Below are 21,158 nucleotides of genomic sequence, written 5' to 3' on the forward strand. Positions count from 1 at the left end.
TCCGCGACGCCGGGTCATCCGGCCTCCGGTTGAAGTCTTCGCGCAAAGCCGCGCCCTGACTGGACACGGCTTCGCCTTGCTTTGAGAACGCTACTGATCGAACCGGACCTGATCCCCGTGATGCGTGGTCCTGAAAACCGTCAGATATCCGACAACGTTGTCAGCATCAAATTCGATACCAAACTCTACACGTACTTTTGCCGCAATAGAAAATGCCGGCGCTTCCTCTCCCAAATTTATCTTTATCGCCGCGGCTGCCTTTCAGGGCCGCGATTCACCTCAGCCTGTTTCCGGACAGGTTTTACCCTTCCGGACCGATCTGGGCACGTTAGCGGTAACACCAGCGTCACTATGCGTCAATTATGGAAAAAATCCGCCATAGTTTTTTACGGGTGATTTGCATAATTGCAACATTATGTGCGTAAAGACGGCGTTTACAGCTTTTAATTGTAATATCAATGACCGTTTGATCATACAATTAGCCATGTTATCCACATACCAGACATAAAATCTGATCCGCCCGGAAACCCGGTTAAAGCCAAATGGTCGCGAATCATCCAGCCGTTACGGATAAGCAGACCCGATCAGGCGCTCTTCAACGTGCCTGCAACCGACCGCTGCGCTCCAGCTTGCCCCAGCCCACGGCCCGGCCTCGCCCGGCCGACAACAGCGCCTTCAGCACAACATAGTACATGATCTGGCGATAGACGAAGCGCTGCGACAACAGCCAGAAGACCGGATAGCGCTTTTCCCGCGGTTCCAGCCAGTAGGCAATGCCGCCACACAGGGCGTCAATGGCCAGAAAGACCAGCCAGTAAATCCCCATACGGCCCAGATCGCCGCTGCTCTGCGCCCAGCCGTGCTGAGTTACGTTGACAATGGTGGCGACGATATTGACCACCAGGGCAAAATCGATCAGGGGCGAGATGATCGAGAAGAGAATCTGGAACAGCCAGGCCTGCGGCATGCCGATGAAGGCCAGCCCCTTCGGCTTGCGGGTGCGGAAAATATCGCGGTGCTTCCACAGGCACTGCAAGGTACCGAAAGCCCAGCGATAGCGCTGCTTCATCAGGGCGCCGAAGCTTTCCGGCGCCTCGGTCCAGGCCACGGCGTCCTGGTCGTAGGCCACCTGCCAGCCTTTCCGCTGCACGGCGATGGTCAGGTCCTGGTCCTCGGCCAAAGTATTGTGCGGATAGTTGCCGACCTCTGCCAGGGCGGTACGCCGCCAGGCCCCGACCGCGCCGGGCACAACCATCATGGCCCCGAACATGGCCAGCGCGCTGCGCTCCAAATTCTGCGAGGTGACATATTCCACGCCCTGCCACTTGGTCACCCAGTTGAACCGGTTACCGACCTTGGCATTGCCAGCCACGGCGCCGATTTCCGGACGCACGAACCAGCGCACCAGGCGGGCGATGGTTTCCGGCTCGAACTGGGTATCGGCATCGAGCGCGATGATGATGTCACCCTTCGAAGCGGCGATGCCGTTATTGACCGCATTGGCCTTGCCACCATTGGCCTGGGTGATCAGGCGCACACGCGGGTCATCCTGGAAGGCCTCGGCGATGATGGCGCTGGTGCGGTCCTTCGAACCGTCGTCGATGACGATGACTTCCAGATCGACGCCGACACTGGCCAGCACGCGCCGCACCGAGGCCTCAATCACGCGCTCCTCATTGTAGGCCGGGATCAGCACGCTGACGAAGGTGTGGCTGGCGAAGTCCGCCAGCTTCTCCTCACCTTCCGGCGCCTCCATATGGCCGCTGAAATCGGCATAGATGGCCAATCCCGACAGGATCAGCGCCCGGCCGATCCCCAGAATGATGGCGATAATGAACAGCCACTTCAGCGCCGCCGCCGCCCAGGCCATGAACATGAAGATACCGACGTCAAAACGCACCTCCATCAGGTCCTGGCCGCTCAGCTTCGGCATCACCTGGTCACGCGGCAGGCCGATCAGGTCGCCCACCGTTACGAACTGGTAGCCCTGCGCCTTCAGCGCGCGGATGATGGTCGGCAGGGCCTGAATGGTTTCGGTGCGTACCCCGCCGGAATCGTGCATCAGGATGATCTGGCCGGAACGGCAGTCATCGGGCGATTGCCTGCAGGTCGCGGACTGCTCGTTCTGCGCGCCATCGCGAACGCCATCGAGCGTATTCTTGATCACCTGCGCCGTGCCGGGCCGTGTCCAGTCCTCGGAATCGACATGCAGGCCGATATTGGTATAACCCATCTTCTGCGCCAGCAGCGCCGGCAACAGTTCGTCATTGGTGGTCGGCTCGGCGTCACCGAAATAGGGCGCGCGCAGCAGGCGCATGGAATGGCCGGTATAGGCCTCGACCACGCGCTGGGTCGAGTTCAGTTCGAAACCCACCTGCCAGTCGGGAATCTTCGACATATTGGGATGGGTGTAGGAGTGGTTGCCGATATCGTCGCCATCCTTGACCATCTGGCGCAGAAGGGCCGGATGGCTGATTGCCTTCTCGCCGATGACGAAGAAGGTCGCCGGCACCTGTTCCTGTTCGAGGATTTTCAGAATCTGCGGCGTCCAGCGGCCATCGGGACCGTCATCGAAGGTCAGGGCCAGCTTACCGGGCTTGTAACCGGTGCGGCGCACAACGAAAGGCGTCGGCAGGGTCTGGTAAACTTCATTCTGCGCCACGCGTTCCTGATCGAACGTGACCTCGCGGTGGCCGCTCTGGGGTGTCTCATCGATATGAACGACCTCGCCATTGCCATAGACCTGGTTGTCGCCCAGGGCCGTCAGGGTATTCAGATCGGGCAGGTTGCGGGTCTGGTAGGTATTGAAGGCCTGCCATATGCCCGGATCTTCCGAACCCAGCCGCCACAGGCCGACGCCCGAGACGTCGGAATCGGCCACGGTCAGCAGCTGGTTCCAGGCACTGACGCCATCGAGCATCCATACCTGATGGTGTACCCCACCTTCGTCGTAGAAGAAGTAGGCATTGCCGGAGGCTTCATCGAACTGGATCGGCGCCGAGGATTCACGCGAAATGCGCCAGACCTCGGCCACCGTGGCCGGATCGGCTTTCAACTGACCGTTCGGCTGCTTGTACCAGTCATAGCCGTAATTGCCGATGCAGACGATCGCCTTGCTCGCCGGCACGCTCTTCAGGGCGTGGTTCAAGCGCTCATTGAACCAGTCCTGAGCGGCGATCGGCCCTGCCGGATCGACCATGGAGTGCTGGTCGTAGATCATCAGGAACAGCTTGTCGGCCGCAGCGGCGAAGGCCTTGAGGTTCCAGCTGTCGGTATCGACCGGCGCGGTCAGATTCAGCTGATAGCCTTTCGCACCGAAGGCGGTACGGGCGTCCTTCACGAAGGTCAGGTAGTTGCGCAGGGCCGCGTCCGGCAGGGTCTCGAAATCCAGCACCACCCCTTGCGCCTTCTCCCGGTCGACCATGTCGAGCATCTGGCCGATCAGCTTGCGTCGCGCGGCCGGATTCGCCAGCAAACGGGCGGTATTGGCGCCCTGCCACTGGCCGCCGGTGATATTCTGCACCATGATCAGCACGGAAGGCTTGTGCTGGGCGTTCTGGATCGTCTGGGTGAACTGGTCATCGGCCAGGTAGATGAAACGGTTGTCCGCCCCACCGACATAGGCCAGGCCGGGAATGACCGTATCGAGATTGTTGACGTGCTTCTGCAATGAGACCAGCGAGGCATCATCGCCGGTGACATAGAAGGCCGACAGGCTCTGCTGCCCCTGCGCCTGGCCGCCACGCACCGTCAACGGGCGATGGCGCGGCGCGGCGTGGTTGAGCACCAGCTTGGAAGCATGCGGCTTGGGATATTCGAGATGCAGATCCAGCCCCTGCGGCACCGGAACCGCCACGATCGACACAATGACACCGATGAACAGCAGGATGGCCGCCACGATCAGGCTGATCACGCCCACCAGCGACGCCTTGCTGCGCTTGCCGGTCGGATCGTAGAAGACCGGGCTTTGCGATGAGGGGGTCTTGTCAGGCATGGTCTTACTCGGCAGAAGTCTGCATCAGGGCCGCACGGCTTTGCGGCAGGGCGATAATATCACGGCATGGCACGAGTCGCGCGGTTTGAAACACGCTTATCAGGAAGCGCCGCATGTCTGGCGACAGGTTGGGCTGGCTCAGGGTCTGCCCGTTCAGACGATGATCGACCACCGTACTGGCGCCAAGCCAGGTCTGGAAATCGCCCACCGTGGCGAAGGGCGTGAAATCGAAGGCGCAGCGTTCGTCCGCCAGACCATCGAGCCGGTGCAGGAAGGCCGACGGCGTCTCCGGCACGATACCCGGCCCCTGCAGGGGCGTGATCAGGTTCACGTTCGGACCATACCAGACCTCCGGTACATTATCGACATTGGCCGAATCCATCCCCGGCACCGGCAGGCTGAACCACACGCGCACATCAGCCTGATATCCGGGGGCCTGATATCCGGGGCTTTTCAGCGCCGCCAGCGACGACGCCGGAAACTGATAGTCATCGAAGGCATCGTGGATCGATTCGACCAAGGCGCCCTCATCGGCATAAAGCAGCGAAAAGAGCGCACAGGCGCACATGGCGAGCAAGGCCCAGCGGACGCGCAGCGGACGACCTGGCAGGAACATCCCCACCAGCCCAGCAACGGTCAGCACCGCGCCATAGCCGATGGTCCGGGTATTATACGGGTCGAAGAAGGTACGGAAACGTAACCAGAAGGCCAGGGCCAAAAAACTTAAGCCCGCCAGCAGAATGAACAACGCCGGCCGTGTCGCCTCCGACAGGATGAAACGCCGGTCAGGCCAGCGGCGCACGGCTATGCCGGCTATCAGGGCCGCCGCGACCGCCACGCCCAGGCCATTGTCGCCGAGCGCGATCAGGAACCGGCGGATCAGCAGCAATGGCGCTTCCGGTGCGGCCACGCGCGGCATGCCAGTGCCGAAACCGGTCATTTCGTGATTGATCAGCTGATAGACAATAAACACGCAGCCCGCGATGCAGAAGGCCGGAAGAACCTTAAGCGCCGTCCGCCGGCCAAAGGCGGGCCAGGTGCTCAGGAACAGCAGGAAGGCGAACGGTCCCCAGAAGTAACGGGCAAAGCAGCCCAGCACCAGAAAGCCGGTCAGCCATACCGACGCCCATTTGCCCTTTTGCCCCTCGTGGATCAGGGTCAGGGCATAGACCACTCCGCACAGGCAGAACAGCAGCAGGTTTTCCGACCAGGTGTACATGAAGATGAGCAGGCTGACCGGATTGAGCACCACCAGGGCCGCCACCGTCACCTGCCGCGACGCCTTAAGAATGAACCAGAAACTGCAAACCAGCAGGATCAGATTGATGATCTTGCTGCTGATCATCATGACCTCAGGCCGCGCCACCGGCGCCGTCAGGGCCAGGATCGCCGGATAGCCGCAAGGATAGACCGCCGAATATTCGCCGTGCAGGCTGCACCCGTGGCCATGCCGCAGGCTCTCCGCCAGCAGCATGTAATACCAGGAATCGACGCTGATATAGCCAAACAGCATCGCCAGGATCGCAAACACGGCGCCCAGGGCGATGACGGTCAGAAGGTAGGGGTTGAGGCGAACAGCGGACATACCCCCTATACGGGCCCTTTCCTTTAAACCTTGCGGCCGCGAAACATATTTATCCTGCGACAGGCGCATTATCGGATTGTCACAATAAAATATACGGTATACGTTTCTGACTTCATAGAGGAGGCATGGGCATGAGGATACCGCGTTCATTTCTGCGTTCCGGGGCCGCTGTCCCCGCAATCCTGCTGCTCCTGGGCAGTACCGCCCTCCCCTCCCTGGTCCACGCCGCACCGGTCGCAGCCGCTCCCTCCGCCGATGCCACCTTCGAAACCCTGTGGACATCCGAATGGGCCTGGCGCAAGGCCCTGACCGGCGACAATGACGACGACAGCGGCGAGGCCGCCATCCGTTCGCATTTCCCCGATGTCTCCAAAGCCACGCAGGACGCCAAACTCAAGCGCTGGACCGATACCCTGGCGGCGCTCGACGCGATCGATCCGAAATCCCTCTCGCCGGATGAGCAGGTCAATTACACCGTCTACCGCAACCAGATCGAAACCCTGGCCAGCCGGCAAAAATTCCGCGGTTATGAGATGAGCTTCGGCTTCTGGAGCGGACTGAGCTACGCCGCGCGCAAGCCGATGCGCACCGAGCAGGACTACCGCAACTACATCGCCTATCTGAACGATGTGCCGCGCTATTTCGGCCAGAATATCGACAATATGCGCGCTGGGCTCAAGCGCGGTTTCACCCCGTCGCAGGTCTCGCTCCAGGGCCGTGACGCCTCGGTCTCCAGCGCCTTCGAGAACAAGACGCCGGAACAGACCGTCTTCTACACGCCCTTCCAGACCATGCCGGCCTCGATCCCGCCGGAAAAGCAGGCGGAACTGCGCAAACTGGCTGTAGACGCCATATCCGGCAGCGTCATCCCGGCGCACAAGACCCTGCTCACCTTCCTGCGCAACGAATATATCCCCGGCGCCCGCAAGACCATCGCCGCCTACGACCTGCCCGACGGGCAGGCCTATTACCAGTCGCTGATCCGCGAATATGTCACGCTGGATATGACGCCCGACCAGATCCACCAGATCGGCCTCGACGAAGTGGCGAAAATCCGCGTCGAAATGCAGGCGGTGATGGACGAGGTCGGCTTCAAGGGCACGCTCCAGGACTTCAACACCTTCCTGCGCACCGACCCGCAGTTCTACGTCACCACGCCTCAGGCCTTTCTCGATCACGGTGCCTGGATTTCCAAGGAATTCGACGGCAAGGCGGCGCAGTATTTCGGTCGCAATCCGCGTATGCGTTTCGCTGTAGTGCCCACCCCGGATGCCATCGCCCCTTATAATACCGGCGGCAATGGCGGCCCCGGCGTGCTGATCCTCAATACCTACGACCTGAAGTCACGCCCGCTCTATACCCTGCCGGCGCTGGTGCTGCACGAAGGCGCGCCCGGTCACGCCTGGCAAATGCCGTTGGCTTTGGAAAACAAGTCCCTGCCGGAATTTCGCCAGTCGACCTATATCTCGGCCTATGGCGAAGGCTGGGCGCTCTATTCCGAGCGTCTCGGCGTCGAGATGGGCATGTACCATACGCCCTATGACCGCTTCGGCATGCTGACCTACCAGATGTGGCGCGCCTGCCGGCTCGTGGTCGATACCGGCATGCACGCCAAGGGCTGGACCCGCGATCAGGCGCTGGCCTATCTGCGCGACAACACCGCCCTGTCCGAGCACGAAATCACCACCGAGACCGACCGTTATATCAATACGCCGGGCCAGGCCCTCAGCTACTATATCGGCGAGATGACCATCTGGCAGGTGCGTCACAAGGCCGAGGCCGCGCTCGGTGATAAATTCGATATCCGTCAGTTCCACGACACCGTGCTGGATCTGGGCTCCGTCCCCCTGCCGGTGCTGGAAGCCCGCATCGATCGCTTTATCGCCGAGGGCGGCAAGGGCCCTTATTACGGCCAATAGGAGGTTTTCATGATCCGCCATACGTCTCTTACTCTGGCCCTGCTTCTGCTGACCGGCGGCATCGCGCAAGCTGCGCCCTCGACACCCGTGGCCGCCTGCGCCAGCGCTTCCGACCAGAAGATGATCACCCTGGTGGCCGATTTCGAAGCCCTGTCGGCCTCGCGCGATCCGATCCGCGAAAGCGGCAACGGCAATCTCGCCGCCCTGGCGCAATGGCCGGATGACAGCGCCGACACCCTGAAGGCCTATGGCGTGGCGCTGAACGGCCTGATGACTCGACTGACCGCCATCCCGGCCGCCAGTCTGTGTGCCGACCAGGCGCTGAACCAGGCCCTGATCAGGGATCGCCTTCAGCTGGAACTGGACGGCCTGCGCTTCGACGAGGCCCGTCTGCCCTTCAATACCGGCGACGGCTTCTATACCGTGCCCGACTACGCCGCCGCCGGCGTCGTCCTGCGCACCGAGCCCGAGGCCCGCGCCTGGATCGCCAAGCTGAAGGCCCTGCCCGCCTATTATGCCGCCGAGACCGACAATATGAAGCGCGGCATCGCCACCGGCTTTATGCGCCCCAAACTGGTGGCCACCAAGGCGCTGGCGGTAATGGAAAAACACGCTGGTCAGCCCGTGGCCGAACACAGCCTGCTCAACCCGCTGAAAAACCTGCCGGATAGCCTTCCCGCCGTCACCCGCGCCCAGCTCCTGGCCGAGGGTACGCAGGCAATCGCCACCCAGGTCCGTCCGGCCGAAGACGCCCTCGTCGCCTTCTTTAAAAATGACTACGTGCCCAAGGCGCCGGAAAGCATCGCCATCGGCGATCTGCCCGATGGCAAGGCCTATTACCAGTACCTGATCCACCGCAACGCCTCGACCGACATGACGCCGGAGGCCATCCACGAACTGGGCCTCAGCGAAATGAAGCGCATCCGCGCCGAGATGGACGCCGATATCAAGGCCAGCGGCTTCACAGGCAGCTTCTCGGAATTCCAGACCTTTATCCGCACCGATCCGCAGTTTATCGCCACCAGCCCGGAAGACTATTACGCAAAGGTCAGCGCCGTGCTGATCCGCGTTCAGGGCCTGTTGCCGCTCTACTTCCGTAACCTGCCGCGCCAGCCGGTCACCGTCCACGAGGTCGATCCGCAGCTGAAAAGCTCGTCGTCCGGCTATAACCCCGCCAGCCTGGCGCAGGGCCTGCCCGGCACGGTGGTGATCAATACCGATCACCTCGACCAGAGCCCGACGTCTGGGCTTACGGCCTGGGCCCTGCACGAAGGCCTGCCCGGCCATCACCTCCAGATCGCCTTGGCGCAGGAAAACGACGCCCTGCCGAAGTTCCGCCGCCGCGACGATATCAATGCCTTTGTCGAGGGCTGGGCGCTCTACAGCGAGCATCTCGGCGTCGAGATGGGCATGTACCGCACGCCCTATGAGGATTTCGGCCGCCTGTCGCTGGAGATGTGGCGCGCCTGCCGGCTGGTCATCGATACCGGCATGCACACCATGGGCTGGAGCCGCGATCAGGCCATCGCCTGTCTGCACGATAATACGGGCCTGAGCGACCGCGCCATCGAAAACGAGGTTGATCGCTATATCGGCTGGCCGGCCCAGGCCCTGGGCTACAAGATCGGTGAAATCCGCATCCGGCAATTGCGTGCCAAGGCCGAGGCCGCGCTGGGGCCGAAATTCGACCTGCGCGACTTCCACGACCAGATCCTGAAAAACGGCCCGGTGCCGCTCGATATCCTGTCGCAGCAGATCGATGCCTGGATTGCCCGGCAGACCGCGCAAAAACCGTAAATCTGTCCCCGCCCGGATTTCCTGGGTCATGCTTATCCGCATGGCTCTGGATAACCCTACAGCATCGGAACAGCTGACACCGGAAGCGCGGCGCACGCTGTTGCGCGCCTTTGCCGACCGGATGCTGATGAAGGTCACCGCCATGGACACGCCCGAAGACCTGCCGGGAGTCGAAAAGGCGGTGCGCGTCGCGTCCATGATCGAACGTCTCTATAGCCGTTGCGACCACGCCGAACGACAGAAGCGGGAAAAGACGCCCGATCCCCACAAGCGCGAAGCCGAATGCGCCCGCCAAAAGGAAGACGCCATCAAGGCCCGCGTCTCCCTGGCCAATACCCTGAAATGGGGCGAGGCGCGCCGCAAGGATCTGGGCCAATGGTGGGATGCCGCCCAGACCGCGGTGCAGCCACAACCTCAGGCCCTTGCGCCCAGGGTTTTGCCGCCAGTGACCTATGTTGACTATACCGACTGCATAGAATCCGCACGGGCGGCTCTGGGATTACCACCTGATACCCCCCCAGACCCAAATGCCCCGCCCCAGAGCCTTGAAGGTAAGGGAAAAGGCTTAACCACGGAAAGCACTGAAAACACGGAAGACACGGAATTCTTTGTGCGGTGATTTAGACGCAAAGCGTCATTTTTCGTTTGCCAGAACAGTCGTGACGGTTTGCCCTGCGGGCGAGGCAGAGTCAGTACACCCTAAATTTCCGTGTCTTCCGTGTTTTCAGTGCTTTCCGTGGGTAAACTTAGGATACACCCGCATAGCGCCTCATCCTCCCCTGCCTGACGCAGGGGAGGATGAGATGAGCGCTGCCAGCCCTTAAGCCTGTGCCTTGATCCACACCTGCGATTGCAGGCCTGTGAAGCGATGGCGCGGCCCGACCTCGGCCACGGCCGTCTGGGTGCCCGGCGCGTAATCGATATCGCCGGCGCCCATTTCGCTGGCCTCGCCGCCGATGCGGTTCATGCGCGCATAGTTGGGGATGGCCAGCATGGGCGAACCATCGGCCCACTTGCCGGTCAGGGCCATCACGCCACCCAGCAGGTCCGGACGCCATTCGGCCTTGATCGGCGCATCGCTCAGCGGTTGGGTGATGCTCTTCTGGTCGGCCAGCTCGACATTATAGACCAGAGGCCCATACCCCAGGGCCACCAGGCCGCGGTCGGCCTCGATCTTCGGATCGGCATGGATGCGTTGCGGTTCCATCGGGATATCGAAGGCGATGGTATCCCCCGCCTGCCATTCGCGCGTCACCACCGCATAGCCGTTGACGATCTCCGGCGAATAAGCCTTGCCATTGACGGTAAAGCCCTTCAGTCCGCTGATTTCCGGCGTCGCCGTATAGAGCGCGCTGGTGTGGCGGTTGGGCACGCGCACATGGACGGTGAAGGTCCTGGTTTCCTTCGGATTGACGGTGATCGAAACCGCGCCATTCCACGGATAGTCGGTCTTCTGCACCATCTCGACATCGGTGCCGGCCACCTTCTCGACCGTCATCTTCGAGCCGACGAACATGTTGACGTACAGCCCGGCCTTGTCCTTCACATAGGTCCAGGTCGGCATCATCAGCAGGGTGCGCGGGATATTGGCGACGCAGCACGGACAGACGTGCCACAGGGTGCGCTCGGTATTGACCAGCGGATTGGTGTAGCAGAAGCTGCGCCCTTCCAGATCGGTCGAGCCCAGCAGCGCATTGTACATGGTCTGCTCGTAGAGATCGGCATACTTGGCGTCGTGGTAGCTGAGGTTCATCTTGTACTGGAAGAAGATCAGGCCGCAGCTGGAGCAGGACTCGCAATAGGCGTTATTGCGCAAGGAATAGTCCGGCCCGAAGCCTTCCGAGGTCTCGCCCGAACCGATCCCGCCCGTGACATAGTATTTGCGGTTGACCATATTGTCCCACAGCGAGGCCACGGCGCTCTGGTAATCGCGATCGCCGGTCTCGGCGGCGATGTCGGCCATGCCGGAATAGAAGTAGACGGCGCGGACGGCATGGCCGACGGCCTCATACTGCTGCACCGGCGGCAGGTGGCTCTGGTCGTATTCCTGCCCGCCGCGACGCGATTCCAGCAGGAACCTGGCCAGCGCGATATAGGCGTCGCCGCGGCCATTCCCCTCCTCGTCGTTGACGAAGCGACCGAAGCGGACCAGCGCCTGCTCCATCTCCTGGTGGCCGTCGAACCATTCCTTCTTGCCCGGTCCGATATTGGCCACCCAGCAATCGGCCAGCTTCTTGGCGGCGTTATAAAGGCGCAGGTCCTGGCCATTGGTCAGGGTGTAGTGGTTGATGGCGGATTCGATGAAGTAGCCGGCGATATAGCCTTCGTGGTTGCCGCGATGATCCGGCGACCAGCGCTCCGGCCATTCCTCTTTCGTGGCCAGGGTCTTGGCGGTCTGCAGATAACCGTCCGGCTCCTGCGCGGCGAGGATGATCGGAATCCACCGCTCCAGGGTGGCGCGCATCTTGTCCTGCGCCTTGATCATGTCGGCATCCCCCTGCGGATCGACCATCAGGGCGATACACATGGCCTCGACGTTTTCGACAACCCAGGCATTGGAGAAGACATAGCCCTTGTGCGGCGCGTGCGGCTCGCCGCGATTGGCCTTGCCGGCCTCGATGAAGTTGTCGATGCCGCCATTGCCGATCTTCAGGTCGGTGCGCTCGCAATAGTCGATGACGTGCGGAATCCAGTTGACGATCAGGGTCTTGGCGCGGGTGTTCCACAGCGGGCTGTCGATGCTGTAGCGCTTGGTATAGACGACATCCAGACGCTCCGCCGGCGGGGCGGCCTGGGCGTGGACCTTGAGCGTGGAGCGGCTGACCTTGCCGCCGGTATGGGCTTCCAGTTCGAGCACATAGTCGCCCAGCGCCGAGAACTGCGCCGTGGTGATCGGGGCCTTCGGATCGGCAAAGCTGACCTCGCCCGGTCCGGAAACCTTGCGCCACAGGAGACCGGCGTCCGACGTCGAGGTCAGCCACTCGGCCTTGCCGCGCAGATAGGTCTTGCCGCCCATGACGACGGTGCGGTCAATGCCCGCCGCCACGGCTGGCGCGAACAGCGGCACGGCGCCGGAGCTCATCACCTTCCACTCCAGAATGCCGGTCGAGAGCGTGCCGTCAGAAACGATTTCCAGACGCAGTTTGTCGGTCTTCACCGCATCGAAGGTGGTGACATTGAAAGCATCCTTCGCCACGCCCAGGCCTTTGGCGTTCTTGACCGCCACGAAAGCCTTGCCATCCCAGTAGAGCACGCGGCAGGCCTTCGGCGCCCCGACGCCCTGGCCATCCACCCACCAGTAGACCTCGATGCTATTGGTCGTTACCGGCTGGCTCCAGTCATATTGCACCCACTCGGTGCCGGTCTTCGGCCAGTTGCCATACATGCCGGCTTCGGCATCGGCGGAATTGGCCGGGCTGTTGCCGTCATTCAGTGCCGAAACCTTGGTGTCGCCCGAATTATAGGAGGTCGAAGGCGTGGCCACCTTGGCGAGATTGACCGAAGCCTCCGCCGCGCGGCTGGCCGTGGCGAACGGCGCGATGCCGGTGAAAAGCGTCGCACCGGCCGCGCCGGCAAAGAACGCCCGGCGGCTGGGAGCGGCGCAGGCGCATCCCGCTTCGCACTGATGGGGATTGGTTTCGGCGATAAATTTCCTGGACATATGGCACGCTTCTTTTCTGAGAATTATATATCGTATACAATTAACTCAGACAATTACGCGTGGCAAGCCTTGTCAGGCGATCGTGGCCTCAAAAGCGAGCTGCCCGGTCTTACCCGGATTGAAAACAACCGTGTCACCGGTCACCTTCAAAGACTTGCCCGCAAGTTTGACGCTTTTCACCTGACGCCCCTTGGGCAGGCGCAGGCGCAGATGCACGTCATCCGGACGGCTATCGCTCTGGAAAACGACATGGCCGCTGACCTTGCCCTTTGCCATATCGCCTTGCATCACCAGGTCAACCCGGCCCCAACGCGTCGGCGCCCCCTTGATCTCGATGAGTTGGCCGGAGGTAAACCAGTCACGCGGAATGGCGCGGCCGAGATGCAGGGTCTCGGTATCCGAGGCTTCGAACACCAGCATCCAGCGCACCAGTTTCGGGATCGTCAACTGCGCCGGCACGCAATAGAGCGGCAGATCGCCATCGATACCGGTCACCTCGCCGGCCACCCAGGTGCCGGGCGTATGCGAGTGGTAGCGGTGCGAATGCAGGAACAGCAGGTATTCCTCGATCCGGTCCGAACGCAGCAACTGCTGGGCATAGCCGTAGGAGATAAAGCCCAGCTGATCGCGATGGGTTTCGTTGGCCGGGGCGATGTTGGCCACCACGCCGATACAGGTGCCGCCATGACCGCGCACGCCGTTGATCACCGTCTGCGCCAGGTCATCCGGCAGGACATCGGCGTGCAGCATCTCGGCATAGACGCGGTGCGCCCAGCCGTGTTCGGAGCGCTGCTTCTTTGCCTGCGCCTCGGCATAGGCCTCGCGATGGGTCAGCTTCGTGCCCGGCAGGATGGCGAGATAGGGCGGGGTCAGGTCCTGGCGCACGCTGGCGCGCATGGTCTTTACCAACTGTGCCTGAAGGGTATCGGCGCGCGCTGTCCAGGCCTTCGCCAATCCCGCCTGGTCCGGCGCGATCAACGGCCAGACGCGGGCGATATCGCGCCAGCCCCGTACCGCAAAAGCCGAATTGTTCCAGTACGGCTTCCACCAGACGGTCGGATCGGGATGCAGGCAGGCATCCGACTCGCTCCAGCCGTCGATCAGGCCGAAGCCGGCATCGCCGGCCGGCTTTTTCAGGCTGATATCGTGCAGTTCGGTCAGGATGGCCGCCGTCGCCGCGATCTTGCCGGAGAGCCGGCGCAAGGTGGCCACATCACCCGTATAGGCGACATAACGCGCCAGCAAGCTGAGCGTCAGGCCATATTGCGGCACTTCCGGCCCGCGCATATTGATCAGGCCGTCATCGAAGGTGAAGACGTCGAAATAGTTATCCAGCACCGCCTTGGCCTGGTCGAAACGTCCCCACTCCAGATTGGCGTAGAGCGACGAGGTGAAGGTATCCTGGAAGCCGTCATATTCCGGGCCGAAATAGTCGCGATCGACCACACCATATTTCGGGTAGACGCCCTGCGGCCGGGTCATCAGTTCCTTGGTGAAGGCGTGCGTGACCATATCAGCCAGGGCCTTATCCGGCAGCTTGAGCGCCGCCTGACTCTTCACCTCGCCCTGCCAGTAGGCGGCGAAATCGAACAGGCCCTTGTAGAAGGCCGCGGCCTCCGGCGCCACGCGGCGCGGCGGGAACGGCGTGTAGGAATGGGCGAAGGCGGTCTTTACCGGCTGGCCGTTGTCATACTGGATGGTGCGGTGCCAGGTCTGGACCAGCAGCGGATCGGTGGCGGTCACATCGGCAAAGACCAGCAGGTCATAATAGCGCGTCGGCGACACTTCGATGATCTTGTGGATCGCCGGCATCCAGCCGCCAAGCAGGCCTTCCCAGCGCTTTTTCGCCATGTCGTCGCCGACCAGTTCCGGGAAATCGTGCTCCGGCCGATAGTTGCGCACGCGGCCATTGGGGAAGACCGGCATGGTGTCGCCCTGCTGGCGCGTACCGACAAAATTGGTCCAGGCCATGCGCGTGCCCAGCTCATCGGCCTTGAAGTTCCAGCCGGCCGGAGGCGCGGCCCGGCGGACCTGTTCCGGATCGGGGTCGCCGCCATGCGCCAGCAGCTTGTCCGCCAGCAGGTCGGCATCGGCCAGGCAGATATCTTTCAGTGGCAGGCCCAGCCATTTCGGTTCGATATCGTCGAAACAGGCCGCCAGACGCTTGGTCAAAACCAGAGCCTCATCGCCGCGAATAAAGGTGATCGGGCCATCACGACGGCTTTGGTCTTCATAAACCGTCCAGCCATCGAATGCCGCCAGCTTCGCATGTCCGACAACAGACGCATCCTTCGCCGGGATAAAGACCGGCGCGGCCATGGCTGGCGCGCTTGCCGCGCCCAGAGCCGCTACGGTCGATCCGGTGAGAAAGGCACGGCGGTCGAAGGCTATAGGCATGGCTGGCTCCTGCAATTTGAAGCGTATACGGTATATTATATTTCAAAATGCGCTACCGATAATCCAGGGTTTCGCGCAGAAAAAAGCGCCGCCGGTTTTCACCGACAGCGCTTTTCCGTTTCAGGATTTCATGCGCTTAGAAAGCGGACGAAATGCCGATGAAGAACATCCGGCCCAGCGGATCGTAGGTGCTGGGGAAGGTGTTGCCGTTGCCATTCTCGAAGAGCAGGCCGGCAGCGATAGCGGGCGGATCCTTGTCGAACAGGTTGTTGATGCCGGCGCGCAGCACGAGGCCGTGCGGCAGGTCCTTGGTCGCCGCCAGATCGAAGTAGTTATAGGCTTCGATCTTGGCGTTGAGGGTCGACTTGGTGCCGGTCAGGTACTGGTCATCGGTATTGGTGGCCAGGTCGGTCTCACCGAAATAGCGCCAGTTGAGCGAGATCGAGGTCGGCGCCCAGACCGAGGCCCAGCCGGGGGTCCAGGTGGTGCGCAGGTTGTGGCGCCACTTCGGCGAAGGCTGGCCGCAGGTGCCGCCGTACAGACCGGTGCAGTCATAAGAACCAAGGCCCGGCAACACTTCCGTTTCCAGCGACTTCAGCAGGGTGCCGACGAAGGAGAAGTTCAGATTGCCGAACTTTGTGTCCAGTGCATAGGTACCGGTGAAGTCCACGCCCGTCGTTTCCAGGTAGCCGGTATTGACGTTGGTGGAGATGACATAGCCGCCCTGAGTGTTGCTGCCATAGAGCGCGCCGTTGTTCGGATTACGATGGATCAGACCGCAATAGAAGGCATCGCCCGTGGTGATACACTGGGACAGCGCCGTCTGGGCGGGCACCGAACCGATGTAGCCGTCGATGTGAATCTTGAAGTAATCGACGCTGAGCGCCAGGCTGCGAACTGCACGGGGCGTGAAGACCAGACCGAAGGTTGTCGTCTTGGCGGTTTCCGGATCAAGGTTGGGGTTGCCACCGCCCAGAGCGGTACCGACATCAGCCACCGTATCCGGGATCTTGGTGATATCGTATTTCGAGGCATCAACGCCCGTTGCGGCGCACTGAGCGGCCGTTGGCGCGCCGGCCTTGACAATTTCGCTGCGTGAACATGGATCGATCAGCGCCACATTGCCGACGCCTTGAGCGGCGAACAGTTCGTTAATGTTAGCCGCACGCATGGCCTTGTTATAGCTGGCGCGGAACAGGATATCCGGAGTCGGCGCATAGCGGACTTCCAGCTTGGAGGTTTCCGTCTTCTTTGAGTCACCGGTCGTCGTTGAGGACGATACATCGTAGTTGGATGTCCGGTAACCGAGCGACGCATTCAGGGAGTAGACCCATGGCTTGTCGGAAATGATCGGCACTTCCAGTTCAGTGAAGAGCTCATCAACCGAGACCTTGCCGTCGGCATTGGCGCCGCCAGCATCGATCTGGGTCTGGTCAAGCTTCACATCCAGGGTTTCCTGACGATGCTCACCGCCGAGCACGATGGCCAGGCCATCATCCGCCCAGGGCGACTTGATGCCGTACTTGCCAAGGTCACCGCTGACGAAGGCGTTGAAGACATTGATGGTCTGCTCGTTATGCGTAAAGGTCGGCGCATAGACGAAGGCATAGGCTTCTGCCGAAGGGCCATTGGCGCTGAAGACATCGAGCGGCACGCAGCCGCCGGACGTGTCCTTACAAATGATCTTGCCGTCAACCTCTACGGCCTGAAGGGCCTGGGCGGCCTTGTCCTGGTTGATGTCGTTCTGATAGTTCGACTGGGCCAGTGTGCTGGCATACATGTAGCTGGCGTCATAGGTCCAGGCGTCATTGATGGCGCCACGGAAACCCGCAGTGAAGCGATAGTTGGTGTGGCGCATGTCATTACGACGCGGCGTACCGGAAACGGCGCGCATACCGAGCCACGTCACGGCATCGTCCGTCGAGGTCGTCGAACCGCACAGCATCGTCTTCTGCGCATCGCTCATGAGCGGGTTATCGCAATTGATGGTGAAATCGCGGCCTGACCAGATGGCCGAAGGCGCGACCTGACTGATCGAGTGATCATCCATGAACATGAAGCTGCCATAGGCTTCCAGATGCTCATTGACCTTGTAATTGGCGAAGGCGCCCGCCTGATAGCGTTCGGAATTGCGCAGGGTATAGTTGTCCGGCGCGTAGTTATAGGCATAGGCCGAACTGTTAGGCACCCATGTCTTCGAACCATCCGGATTGTTCGCAAAGGCTTCACCCTTGTTCGGTCCGGTCTGCGGTGTGAAGAAACCAAGCCCGTGCGTACCCGAACCACCGCAGGCAAACTGCGAACCGGCATCATCGGCAAAGACCAGGGCGCAGTTGGAATAATCGCGGGCATCCTGACGCACCGCTTCCATCTTGCGATAACCGAAATAGCCCATGATGTTGCCGCGGCCGTCATCGATATCGCCGCCGGCAGCCACGTTGAAGTCGTACTTCTGGCCGTCCCAGACATTCTTGTCGGCGAGCGCAATGCCCTTGGCCGCCTGAATGTCACGCAGGTAGTTGTCGTCATTATTGTGCTGGTAAATGCTGTATTGCGTATCGATACGAACGCCCTTCAGCTTCTTGCGCATGATGAAGTTGACCACGCCGGACATGGCGTCCGAACCGTAAACCGAGGAAGCGCCGCCGGTCAGGACGTCGGTGCGCTCGACCAGGGTGGAGGGAATGAAGTTGAGGTCGACGCCCAGCGTCGGCAGGAAGCGCTGGCCGTCGATCAGCACCAGCGAGCGGTTGCCGCCCAGGCTGCGCAGGTTGACGCCGGCCGTACCGTCCGAATTGTTCGACTGGTTTTCGTTATTACCAGCTTCGATCTGCGGCAGTGACTTCAGGAAGGAGTCCACGGCGATGGCGCCCTGCAGTTTCACTTCCTTCGAATCGACCGAGGTGATCGGCGAAGCGCTTTTCAGATTGGGGCGGCGAATACGCGTGCCCGTCACCACCACCGTCGTCGCCTGGGCTTCATCCGCCGCGGGTGCCGCGTCCTGGGCGAAGGCCGGCGTCATCGCGCAGGCGGACCCGATGGCCGCCAGAGCGACCCCGGTCATGATCACCGCTCTCTTATTTATGTTCATTTTGAAATTCCCTTTCAAATGTCAAACAAATTACCCGTTAAAAGGTACTACAAAGACGTAGAACCGCCGCAATTTGACATTTGTGAAACAAATCACCGGTTTTGTGTCAGGTCAATTATAAATTATACGATTTTATGACATAACGTATACGATTTATGAATTTCGTGTCAGTTGTGAGACTTTTTTGTCATGCTTTATCCCGATAAGCATCGTAAATGTCTGAGTATTCAAAGGTTTCATTTGAAATCACCTGCCGTAAATCCCCTTTTTCCGACCGCCGTCAAGGCTGTACAGTCGGACGGGAAACCCATTGAGAATCGCCATGCCTGCCGTACGCATCCTTGAATCCGTCACCCCCGCCCTTTTTGCGGAGACTGTCCGCCCACTCAACACACCGGCCCTGCTGAAAGGCGCGATCCGGGACTGGCCGGCGGTTGGCCTGGGCCTGCAGTCGGACGAGGCCCTGGTCGATTACCTGAAACGTAATGACATTGGTGAACAGGCTGGGGTCTATCTCGGCGCGCCGGAAATCCGCGGCCACTTTTTCTACGGCAAGGATACGCTGAGCCAGAACTACAAGCACGGCCCGACACCGATCCCCATGGCGCTCGATCGCATCCTGCAGGAACGCGCCAATGTCAATCCCTGGTCGGTTTATGTCCAGTCGGCAATCATCCGCAAACACATGCCGGGCTTCGCCGCCGAAAACCGCCTCGATCTGCTGCCGGATAGCGTCGAGCCACGCATCTGGATCGGCAATGCCGCCGTCACCCGCGCCCATTACGATCTCAATGACAATATCGCCTGCGTGGTGGCTGGCCGCCGGCGCTTTCATCTCTTTCCGCAGGACCAGTTGCCCAACCTCTATCCGGGCCCGTTCGACCGCACTATCGGCGGGGTGCCGGTCAGCATGGTCGATGCCGAAAACCCGGACCTGACGCGCTATCCCCGCTTTGCCGAGGCGCAGAAGACCATGCTGACCGTCGAACTGGAACCGGGTGATGCCCTCTACATCCCCTATGGCTGGTGGCACCAGGTCCATTCTCTGTCGACCTTCAATGTGCTGGTCAACTACTGGTGGGACGATGCCCCGAAAGCGCCGGCCGGCGGTTACGAGGCCCTCTTCCATGCCGTGCTGGCCCTGCGCGATCTGCCCGCCCGGCAACAGGTCCTGTGGCAGACCCTGTTCGATTATTACGTCTTTACTGGCGGCGCCGATCCGCTGGCGCACCTGCCGCCGGGTGACAAGGGCTCGCTTGGCCTGCTCACGCCAGACCTGACGCGGCAGATCAGGGCCTTCCTGCGCAAGGGGCTGGATGCGGGTAACTGAAACAGCGGGGGTTTCCCTTTGGTCAAAAATGCGCTAGGCCGCAATCCACAAGGGGAAACCAGCGGAGATCCAATGAACACCCAGTCTTCGGGGGCGCCTGCCCCACATCCGGCGCGCGTCAATTCGCCATTCCAGATCCTCGTCGCCAGTCTGATCGGCACCACCATCGAGTTCTTCGACTTCTACGTCTATGCCACGGCGGCGGTGCTGGTCTTCCCGACCCTGTTCTTCCCGGCCGGCGACCCGACCTCGGCGATGCTGCAATCCTTCGCCACCTTCTCCATTGCCTTCTTCGCCCGCCCTATCGGCGCCATGGTCTTCGGCCACTTCGGTGACCGCATCGGCCGCAAGGCGACCCTGGTGGCCGCGCTCCTGACCATGGGGATTTCGACCGTCGTCATTGGCCTGCTGCCCGGCTTCAAGCAGATTGGCGTGCTGGCGCCGCTGCTGCTGTCACTCTGCCGCTTCGGACAAGGCTTCGGTCTCGGCGGCGAATGGGGTGGCGCCATCCTGCTGGCCACCGAGAATGCGCCGGAAGGCAAGCGCTCGTGGTACGGCATGTTCCCGCAGCTCGGCGCGCCCATCGGCCTGTTCCTGTCATCCGGCATCTTCTGGGCGCTGCTGCACTTCATCTCGCAGGACGATCTGCTTACCTGGGGCTGGCGCGTGCCCTTCATCTCCTCGATCGTGCTGATCGCCGTCGGCCTGTGGATGCGCCTGTCGATCACCGAAACGGCGGAGTTCAAGAAGACGGTCGAGAGCGAAGAACGCGTCAAGGTGCCGCTGGCCGAACTGTTCCGCAGCCACAAGCGCAGCCTGTTCCTCGGCACCTTCGTCGCCATGGTGACCTTCGTGCTCTTCTATATCGGCACAGCCTATCTGCTCTCCTACAATATCAAGGTGCGGCACATTCCCTTCCTTGACGCCCTGGCGATCCAGATCATGGCGGCGATTTCGTTCGGTGTGTTTATTCCGCTATCCGGCAAACTGTCGGAGCGCTTCGGCCGCCGCGCCGTCCTGATCGGGACGACCGTGCTGATCGGGGCCTTCTCCTTCCTGCTGCCGGTCCTGATGGGCGGAAGCGAAACCGGTATCCTGCTGTTCGCGATCATCAGCATGGCGCTGATGGGCATGACCTATGCCCCGATCGGTACGGCCCTGGCCGCGCCCTTCCCGACCAGCGTGCGCTATACCGGCGCGTCGATGACCTTCAATCTGGCGGGTATTGTCGGGGCCTCGCTGGCGCCCTACGCCGCCACCTGGCTTCAGTCCAATTACGGACTGCCTTACGTCGGCTATTACCTGCTGGCGGCTTCGGCCATTACCCTGCTCTGCATACTGGCTTCGCGGGAGGGCGAGGTCTAAAGAAAAGCCCCGCCAGTCT

At 61.4% G+C, this 21,158-nt stretch carries 10 protein-coding genes; 5 read left to right on the forward strand and 5 right to left on the reverse strand.

Going from position 1 to position 21,158, the window contains the following annotated elements:
• Nucleotides 1–595 precede the first annotated feature (595 nt).
• Both QM647_RS16255 and QM647_RS16260 read right to left on the reverse strand, forming a co-directional pair.
• On the reverse strand, nucleotides 596–3,994 hold the full coding sequence (locus tag QM647_RS16255) for a glycosyltransferase (protein ID WP_414996599.1): 3,399 nt from the start codon (nucleotides 3,992–3,994) through the stop codon (nucleotides 596–598).
• 4 nt (nucleotides 3,995–3,998) lie between these two features.
• Nucleotides 3,999–5,579 (reverse strand): hypothetical protein, encoded by a 1,581-nt coding sequence (locus QM647_RS16260; RefSeq protein WP_414996600.1) that lies wholly within the window; start codon nucleotides 5,577–5,579, stop codon nucleotides 3,999–4,001.
• Nucleotides 5,580–5,710: 131 nt separating this feature from the next.
• Here QM647_RS16260 and QM647_RS16265 point away from each other — a divergent pair, with 131 nt between their 5' ends.
• Genes QM647_RS16265 through QM647_RS16275 form a run of 3 tightly spaced genes read left to right on the forward strand, consistent with a single transcriptional unit; the run spans nucleotide 5,711 to nucleotide 9,914 of the window.
• A complete protein-coding gene (locus QM647_RS16265) occupies nucleotides 5,711–7,498 on the forward strand; it encodes a DUF885 domain-containing protein (RefSeq protein ID WP_414996601.1) in 1,788 nt (595 codons plus the stop codon).
• A 9-nt stretch (nucleotides 7,499–7,507) separates the two neighbouring features.
• Complete coding sequence (locus tag QM647_RS16270; RefSeq protein WP_414996602.1) at nucleotides 7,508–9,295, forward strand: DUF885 domain-containing protein; 1,788 nt, start codon at nucleotides 7,508–7,510, stop codon at nucleotides 9,293–9,295.
• 28 nt (nucleotides 9,296–9,323) lie between these two features.
• Nucleotides 9,324–9,914, forward strand: a complete 591-nt coding sequence (locus QM647_RS16275; RefSeq protein WP_414996603.1) for a hypothetical protein — start codon at nucleotides 9,324–9,326, stop codon at nucleotides 9,912–9,914.
• Between the two features lie 201 nt (nucleotides 9,915–10,115).
• Here QM647_RS16275 and QM647_RS16280 read toward each other — a convergent pair whose 3' ends face one another.
• The 3 genes from QM647_RS16280 to QM647_RS16290 form a co-directional block, all read right to left on the reverse strand.
• Entirely contained in the window at nucleotides 10,116–12,956 is a 2,841-nt protein-coding gene (locus tag QM647_RS16280) for a glycoside hydrolase family 127 protein (protein ID WP_414996604.1), read from the reverse strand.
• A 72-nt stretch (nucleotides 12,957–13,028) separates the two neighbouring features.
• Complete coding sequence (locus QM647_RS16285; RefSeq protein WP_414996605.1) at nucleotides 13,029–15,353, reverse strand: Tat pathway signal protein; 2,325 nt, start codon at nucleotides 15,351–15,353, stop codon at nucleotides 13,029–13,031.
• Nucleotides 15,354–15,489: 136 nt separating this feature from the next.
• On the reverse strand, nucleotides 15,490–18,417 hold the full coding sequence (locus QM647_RS16290) for a TonB-dependent receptor domain-containing protein (protein WP_414996606.1): 2,928 nt from the start codon (nucleotides 18,415–18,417) through the stop codon (nucleotides 15,490–15,492).
• Between the two features lie 349 nt (nucleotides 18,418–18,766).
• On the opposite strand from QM647_RS16290, the gene QM647_RS16295 reads away from it, so the two are divergent.
• A complete protein-coding gene (locus tag QM647_RS16295; protein WP_414996607.1) occupies nucleotides 18,767–19,774 on the forward strand; it encodes a cupin-like domain-containing protein in 1,008 nt (335 codons plus the stop codon).
• 72 nt (nucleotides 19,775–19,846) lie between these two features.
• The gene (locus tag QM647_RS16300) at nucleotides 19,847–21,139 is read left to right on the forward strand and encodes an MFS transporter (RefSeq protein WP_414996608.1); all 1,293 of its coding nucleotides are present in this window, start codon (nucleotides 19,847–19,849) and stop codon (nucleotides 21,137–21,139) included.
• The last annotated feature ends 19 nt before the right edge of the window (nucleotides 21,140–21,158 follow it).

Source organism: Asticcacaulis sp., from assembly GCF_047605585.1.
Taxonomy (GTDB): Bacteria; Pseudomonadota; Alphaproteobacteria; order Caulobacterales; family Caulobacteraceae; genus Asticcacaulis.

Excerpts from the sequence above, each read along its gene's own strand:
- QM647_RS16255 (WP_414996599.1), bottom strand. The coding sequence starts at position 3,994 with ATGCCTGACAAGACCCCCTCATCGCAAAGCCCGGTCTTCTACGATCCG.
- QM647_RS16260 (WP_414996600.1), bottom strand. The coding sequence starts at position 5,579 with ATGTCCGCTGTTCGCCTCAACCCCTACCTTCTGACCGTCATCGCCCTG.
- QM647_RS16265 (WP_414996601.1), top strand. The coding sequence starts at position 5,711 with ATGAGGATACCGCGTTCATTTCTGCGTTCCGGGGCCGCTGTCCCCGCA.
- QM647_RS16270 (WP_414996602.1), top strand. The coding sequence starts at position 7,508 with ATGATCCGCCATACGTCTCTTACTCTGGCCCTGCTTCTGCTGACCGGC.
- QM647_RS16275 (WP_414996603.1), top strand. The coding sequence starts at position 9,324 with ATGCTTATCCGCATGGCTCTGGATAACCCTACAGCATCGGAACAGCTG.
- QM647_RS16280 (WP_414996604.1), bottom strand. The coding sequence starts at position 12,956 with ATGTCCAGGAAATTTATCGCCGAAACCAATCCCCATCAGTGCGAAGCG.
- QM647_RS16285 (WP_414996605.1), bottom strand. The coding sequence starts at position 15,353 with ATGCCTATAGCCTTCGACCGCCGTGCCTTTCTCACCGGATCGACCGTA.
- QM647_RS16290 (WP_414996606.1), bottom strand. The coding sequence starts at position 18,417 with ATGACCGGGGTCGCTCTGGCGGCCATCGGGTCCGCCTGCGCGATGACG.
- QM647_RS16295 (WP_414996607.1), top strand. The coding sequence starts at position 18,767 with ATGCCTGCCGTACGCATCCTTGAATCCGTCACCCCCGCCCTTTTTGCG.
- QM647_RS16300 (WP_414996608.1), top strand. The coding sequence starts at position 19,847 with ATGAACACCCAGTCTTCGGGGGCGCCTGCCCCACATCCGGCGCGCGTC.